This is a genomic window from Bacteroides sp. 11BF (assembly GCF_019633765.1).
Lineage (GTDB): Bacteria > Bacteroidota > Bacteroidia > Bacteroidales > Bacteroidaceae > Bacteroides > Bacteroides hominis.
Genome location: NZ_JAFKPJ010000040.1, coordinates 1 through 7,222, shown reverse-complemented (window position 1 = coordinate 7,222; position 7,222 = coordinate 1). Strand labels below are relative to the sequence as shown.

Genomic DNA, 7,222 nt, shown 5'->3' with positions numbered 1-7,222 from the left:
GAGAAGTGTTAACAAGATATTCTTCATAACTTTATTAGATTAGATTAACAATGCAGGAAGTTATACCAAAGTGTTTTTCATGTCTATATACGTTTTAAATACGTGCAAATATAAGCCATATTTTTCTTATACTCACCATATAGTGCGTTACAAAGCGCTACAAGACCTCAATTTCCGGCAGTTGCAACTGAAAAAGATCCCTATTGTGCTGAACAATAGAAATAGAAGGATCGATTTGAAGTACCTTAACTAAGCGGTGCTTAGCTGTCCGGAAACACTCCCGACTCCCTCCGGATAAACACTTCTCGATTTCCTTACGTGTCAATTGACAATCAGTAGCATTTAAGAAAACCAGCAAGAGAGTAGAGGACTGGAGATTAAGTGAAATTATTTCCTCATTGCACTCCAGTGTCTTTTTATATACATCAAAGGTCAGTATAGGACTCAATTTATAGATCAAGGATTTTGTTCCCAACAGTTCTTTTGCCTTTTTTAGTTCCGCTATTTGCCCTTCGTACGCCTTTGACTTTTGCTCCAGATCCTTCAACAGCATGTCCTTTTCCCGAGCATCAGATTGCTCCATTTCAACCTGTTGCGCATATTGATCCCATATACTCTCTAACTCTTCTAATTTTTTTTCTTCTTTGTTTAGCTTCTCCACCAATAGTCCACACTCAGACTGTGTTTTAAACAAGTGCTTTCTCACCCTAAACAAATAGATCAAAAAAACAATCAAACACAAAGCTATACCAACAATCATTCCGAATGGAAAGAAATGATATCTACAAACCGACCACCAAGTATAAAATAAAAAACCGGANTATCTACAAACCGACCACCAAGTATAAAATAAAAAACCGGAAACCTCTATTTCACATCTCTCCCCCAAATAAACAACAAACTTCAACTCTGGAGACAGATTGACAGTTTGGCTTTTTCTATATAAGATCCTATTTTCCAAGTCTGTAGTTACTATTTCTATCGCAACTCTTGCCAGAATATGTCGTGTTTGCAGGCTATCCGCCCAGGTCTGACTCAAAGTCATGGGAGATAACTGCTTCTCGGAACAAATAACAGAGTGTAATGAACGTTCTCTCGATATCTGAGAAAGATTTTTCCGGCTCTTCGCAACATCCACTTTATACTGTCTGGATCCGGTTTCGGTCATAATCGAAATAGTTAAAGGTATCGTGTCACTTGATATCCCTGAAAAAGAATAAAATAAATCCAATGCTTCCCCTTTCTTTTTCATTTCATCTTTCAACACTTGTATAAATAGGTTTTCTGCCTTTATACGCATCAACTTCTTATTCCTTTGAAAGAAATAATAACTAACATACTGCTTATTCATGACAATGTATGTATTGTACGGATTTAGAAGAAACACAATGGCAAGTTATTGAAATTAACACTCAAATTCCACAAGATGCAGATTAAAGTATCTTATGATTCTTAGAAAAATATTTTCTTCATACAGTCTAAGTTCATCTTGACAGCCAAGATACGCATCTTAAGGCGCAAGATGTCTATCTTGGCGCGTAAGATGTACATCTTGCGTGCTAAGATGAACTTTAATTACTGACCTGAGCAAGTTTACCTCCTACGTTTTAGAGCTTTTAGTAAAGTGATTTGCCGTTTTAAGATTGGTTTCTTAACTTCTTTCTGTTTTTTAGTAGCATCACCCCGTAGTGAATCTATTTAAGCGGAAAACCGTTTATAGACAGCTTGCTTTATTCTTGAAAATTGTAGAATACATATCAATTTAAAGATAAGCAAGACAGTTCATAAGCATTCTGTTCACTTTCCGCAATTACATAGATTAGATTGTTTTTCTCATCCACAGCTATATTTACAAGACCATGGTTAGCCTTAATTTTACTTGTTGGAAGTCCTTGCCAACTAAATACAGTAATCTCTGAAGGTAAAGCTTCGTTTCCTCTATTATGCAATAATGCATAAATACTATTATTTGTTGCATATACATCTTCGAAACCAATCTGAGTCGTTTCATTGGAAACTACATACGCCGGAATTGCTCCTTCAGCAATACCATATTTAGGTTCGTAAATATAAAGCGTTTTATTCAATGACAAACGACAATTTTCGTCCAAGTCAAATAGCTCCAAGATCCCTCCCAGATAGGTCGCATTCAACATCTTCGTCCTGTCCGGTTTTAACTTGGTTTTGGTATTACTACAGAAAACCGACCATACTTCTTCTTCATTATTTGTATTTAAACAATCAGAGAAAGAATTGTATAATTGAGTAATCTTTCCATCTTTTAATAATCCAAACCGAAGATCCTTATGGTTCGCTTTTACAAGAAAATCCGAATCTTTAAGAGAAAGCATATCATAGATTATTGTGGGTACTTCAGAGTGTGGTAAGCTACCATAATTCACTTGCATAACTTCAAATTTCAATGAATCTTTTAAAAAAGAAGAGACATCATATTTCACTATTTTACGCATTGAAGAATCGTATGCATACATGTTTTTTCCATCTTCAGATAAATTGAATGCCCCCACATTTATAAAATCAGCAGGTCCCTGACCTTTTTCTCCAAATGATTTTACAGGTACTCCCTTTAGAGTAAACAGATGAAAGAAGTTATTATTAACATTATCCAACACCAGTAGCATTGAGTCTATAAGTTCTATTTGCAAAGGATACGAAAATAAAAACGTATCATTTAAAACAACCAGTTCCCGTGATATGCTATCGCTACAAATAACTTCGTTTGAAAACTCAACCTTCTCTTTTGCCGGATGACACCCCAAAAGAATAATCCCTATTAAGATTAATACACTGACATTTTTATTCATAAGCATTCGATTTTAGGCGGACTAAAAGCTTTACTTAGCTTTCAGACCCAAAGGTTTCTACTTTAAAGTCCTTTAGGAAGTGACTGATTTGCCTGTTTTAAAGGGAATAGAAATACTTCCACTCCCTTTGATAAATTCATCTTCAAAGATTAAATACTGAATACTGCTTTAATCTCCTATACTGTATGCGTCATATACAATATCGACCTTGTCATGACTAACAGGACAATCTACTGATCCGCGTCCATAACAATGAGTTTGCGAAGATTCTTCTCCACTTGCCAAAGCTTCTACATTCTGCAATAAAAGAGGATCTACATCCTGAAATTTCTGCACCGGTTTTAAATACCAAATCGAGACGATAGCAACCAAAAGAAAAGTTGCTTTCAAATAGTTCTTCATTTTCATAAGATATATGTTTTAATTATTCACTGCAAAGTTAAAAGCCATTACTTAATAAAATATCATATATTGCATTACAATTTATTACATAGTATAAAAGGTTCCCTAAATTATTCCTTTTCCGGCAGTACTAATTGATATTTATCAATATCCCTCTGAAAAACAGTAATCTCAGGATCTACACTCAACACAATACGCAAACGAGAAATAGCTACACGCAAACGAACCATGCCTCCACTACCATCTTTCCACAAACATTCCAATAACTCTTCGTAGGTTAAAATATATTCAGGAGCATTCAGAAAAGCATCCAAAAGTCTACAGGCCTGTGAAGTAAGAGGAATTGTTTGATCACCACAAATTAATAACTTTGCATAAGAATCAAAAGTGACCTTCGGACTCAATATATAAAGTAATGGTTCTTTCCCGGACTCTCTTAATTCTTTAAGCTTTTGAATTTGTATCTCATACTCTTTCAGTATTTTCTCCATATTTTTTCGTTCTTCTTCACGCTCTTCGCCTCTTGCTGAAAGGTCTTTAATCCGTTTTTCATATTCTCTTTGTTTTGCCTCCAACCTTTTCTGATCCTTTTCCAATTGTATTCGAACTTTTCTTTCACGATCCCGATCATTAGCTAAACGTCTTTTATCATTTCGGATTTTAGTTATATACTTCTTCACCAGATACCAACCACAGAAAATAATGATAAGAGCGGCTGCCACAATCCCTATTACTTCAAATGGAATACTATCATATTGATATACAGCCCACCATGAATAGGACCAGAAACCAATAATCTCAAGTTCACATCTATTACCTACATAAAAAGTAATTTTGTGTGTCCCAGAACAAAGGTCATTGCAATTCTTACATTTAAAATGGGAGATAGTATTATCCAAATGAGTTATTGATATGTGTACATCGGTTTTAGCCAAGATTTTATGTCTTTTGAGTACTTTATTCCAAAGTTGTTGTAAAGTGTCTGTAGATAGGCAACTTTTTGTGCAGACAACTGAATGCCAAGACCGCTCTGCCATATTTTGTGAAATATTCATTTTGCTTTTCTTTGCGTCCACGGTATAAGACTTAACTCCTTCACTTGTCGTAACACGAATTATCAAAGGAACCGTATCGACTACTACTCTAGAAACATAAAACAGATTCAACTCTTGCTGCTTTCTGTGCAACTCTTTCTCGAGCACTTCTACTAAAAGGTCTTCCGATTCGGTGCACATTGCCTCCACATTTTTCTGATAGAAATGAATGCTGACCAAAAATGCTTGCATTATTATACCCAAAATCCATAAAAATAATCTAGAGCGTTTCATCGTAGTTTGTTTTTGCAAACAAATGTAATACTTTACAATATTATCTCAAAATCTCACTACCAATTTCACTGATTAACAGAGGATAAACATACAATCGCCCGATTATTGATATAAAAAATAGAACCCTAAATGTTTACCTCAAACAACAATAATCAAAAGATTATTGATTTCACGGCATTTCCCATATTAAATTCTAAAATAATTTAACGATTAGGCTAAAAAAGAAATTTTGACATAATACGTCCATTTCAACGCATTACAATTTATTACATACCATCACATTATTAAAAACCAACCCATTAACAGGTAATAAAAAGTAATACATTCTTTTTAATTAAAAGAAGCACATACAATTAACAGATAAGAAATCGAGGCTGGGTGTCAGGGTAATATTGTTTTAACAGCCTCACTCTCCCCCAACTCAATGTATAAAACAAAAAAATTGTCTAAGGAAAAGATCTCGACATTAAGCAATCGTCTAAATATCAAATATTTAAAAAATGATAAAACATTCATAAAAGCATCTGCAAACATAAAGGGAGCTATTCTGACATTACGATTATTCCACTATCAGAAGGTACCATAAAGTATGTAACCAGGAGTTATTTTTATCCCTGGGAGTTATTTTTACCATTTTTTATGTAATCAATCAGTATCTAAATATAAATAATAAGCGGGCAAAATCTGATAAGTGAAGCATAGATCATGAAAATAAACCTGATTACCTCACAACTATAAAATCCCCTCCATACGGCAAAGTCTAAAACAATCGTAAATATATACATTAAAATCCGTTACCAGATATTACCCATATCTTTTAAAAGATTATACCCAATCAAGCTGTACAAAAAGCCCTATAATTGCAGCACCAACGACTAATTGGGAATTCCCCCCAAAAAAGAAGTTTGAAAAAATGATGGTTTAACTATGAAAACAATATTAATAATTATCTAAATACAGTTATGGAACCAGTTATTCTATTTTTACAGTTGATCTTATTGGACACACCATTTAATGATGTATGTCCTTGTATGCAAACCGATGTACAACTCGACCTTACAAGTCAGTACCAAACAGCTACTTTTATACCTGCTTTCTTATGGCAGATGTCATGGGTATACCCGATTGAGGGTTTAGTAATAGGGTTGTTTATTGTTCTCATGATACGTTATAGAATCATGTATAACACGAAACTCTTTTCCCACGAAAAACTGGGCATTGTTCAAAACATAGCTCATAAAACTCAAACCCCACTGACTCTGATGCATCACTTACTGGAAGAAATCGCCTCTGACAACCTTCCTGAACCTACATCTCAAAAGTTAAAGCGAGTGCTCGGCTACACCAGCCACATCATGAACAGCTACCAGAATATTGGAATATTCAGCAATATAGAGAATGAAATATATCCTGGTTCTCCCATTGAGTTTGAACTTTACACTTTCATTACCTCAATCACCAATCAATGCCAGAGTTATGCCAATACTCGCCAGATACAATTAAACGTCAGCAAAGATTTCGGCTATATCAGTTGCCGGGTAGACGAAATTACCATGACTGCAGCCTTACAATGCCTATTGAGTAAAATAATCGATGCCACACCTTGCAAAGGTTGCATTAATATGAACGTGTCTCACCTGAACAACCATTGGAGCCTCCGGATTACCAATGGACCAGAATGCAAACAGGACAATAAAAAGTTACTTTCTCTACTCTCTGCCCTTATGTTGATATACCACTGTGGGAATCTTCAAATCATAAAGAAGATAATCCGCTTACATGGTGGAAAATTAATCGGGGATTGCCATAGGCGAATTATTACTTTTCAAGTTATCGTTCCCATAAACGGTTGCTGCAATACAATCCAATGTCCGGAAGTGGAAATTCCTACCATAAAAGATGGCAAGATGGGCCGTTCTGATAAAAATAGGTCACACGTACTGTTAGTCATGTCAGACAATGAGTTGAGCAGCTACTTAAATGGAGCCCTCTCAACCCTCTTCCGGATAACTATTCTTAATAATCCGGAACGTTTATCCAATTTCTCCGGTCAGCGAACACCAGATATTATCATTATTGATGAAATAGTGAACGGTATAGGCGGAAAAGAAATTTATTCCCGGATAAAATCAAATGCCAGCATGGTTCAAACTCCCGCCATTCTCCTGATGAACTTCAATGATAATAGGAGTTATCTCACCCATATCCATTGTGGAGTAGATAAATTGGCACCACGTGCAATCAGTATTTGCAGGCTTAAAGCGGATATACAAGTACTTATAAATAAGCATAAACGTATCAAACAGCTTCTGGAAACCAATTTGCCTGCCGACCTCCCTGAGACAACTGCGAAGAGTGAAGAGAACACTCTATTTATGGATAAAGTAAATAAGCTTCTGGAAAAGAATCTCTCATCAGACAATTATACGGTCGACATGTTAAGCGCCGATATGGGAATGTGCCGTACTACATTCTATACTAAATTAAAAGAGATTACAGATAAAGCACCTGCAGAGTACATGTATTATTTTAAAATGAATAAAGCCAAAATTTTACTGGTTACACAAAAATACACCGTTACAGAAATAGCAACCTATTTAACGTGAGTTCGACATAAAATCAAAAGATAGTAAGTTGCCCGTCATTGATAAAGTTCACTTCAATGGC

The 7,222-nt window shown here is 35.2% G+C and carries 5 protein-coding genes; 1 reads left to right on the top strand and 4 read right to left on the bottom strand.

What is annotated here, in order from left to right; translation table 11 throughout:
- Positions 1–157: 157 nt before the first annotated feature.
- From JZY04_RS20520 to JZY04_RS20505, 4 genes are all read right to left on the bottom strand, one after another.
- Positions 158–1,351 (bottom strand): hypothetical protein, encoded by a 1,194-nt coding sequence (locus JZY04_RS20520; protein ID WP_255584469.1) that lies wholly within the window; start codon positions 1,349–1,351, stop codon positions 158–160.
- Positions 1,352–1,757: 406 nt separating this feature from the next.
- Entirely contained in the window at positions 1,758–2,825 is a 1,068-nt protein-coding gene (locus JZY04_RS20515) for a BF3164 family lipoprotein (RefSeq protein ID WP_122143708.1), read from the bottom strand.
- Positions 2,826–2,993: 168 nt separating this feature from the next.
- A complete protein-coding gene (locus tag JZY04_RS20510) occupies positions 2,994–3,233 on the bottom strand; it encodes an NVEALA domain-containing protein (protein ID WP_005812437.1) in 240 nt (79 codons plus the stop codon).
- Positions 3,234–3,337: 104 nt separating this feature from the next.
- On the bottom strand, positions 3,338–4,555 hold the full coding sequence (locus tag JZY04_RS20505; RefSeq protein WP_122143707.1) for a winged helix-turn-helix domain-containing protein: 1,218 nt from the start codon (positions 4,553–4,555) through the stop codon (positions 3,338–3,340).
- A 962-nt stretch (positions 4,556–5,517) separates the two neighbouring features.
- Between JZY04_RS20505 and JZY04_RS20500 the strand changes: the two genes are divergently transcribed.
- On the top strand, positions 5,518–7,161 hold the full coding sequence (locus JZY04_RS20500; RefSeq protein WP_255584468.1) for a transcriptional regulator: 1,644 nt from the start codon (positions 5,518–5,520) through the stop codon (positions 7,159–7,161).
- Positions 7,162–7,222: the final 61 nt, after the last annotated feature.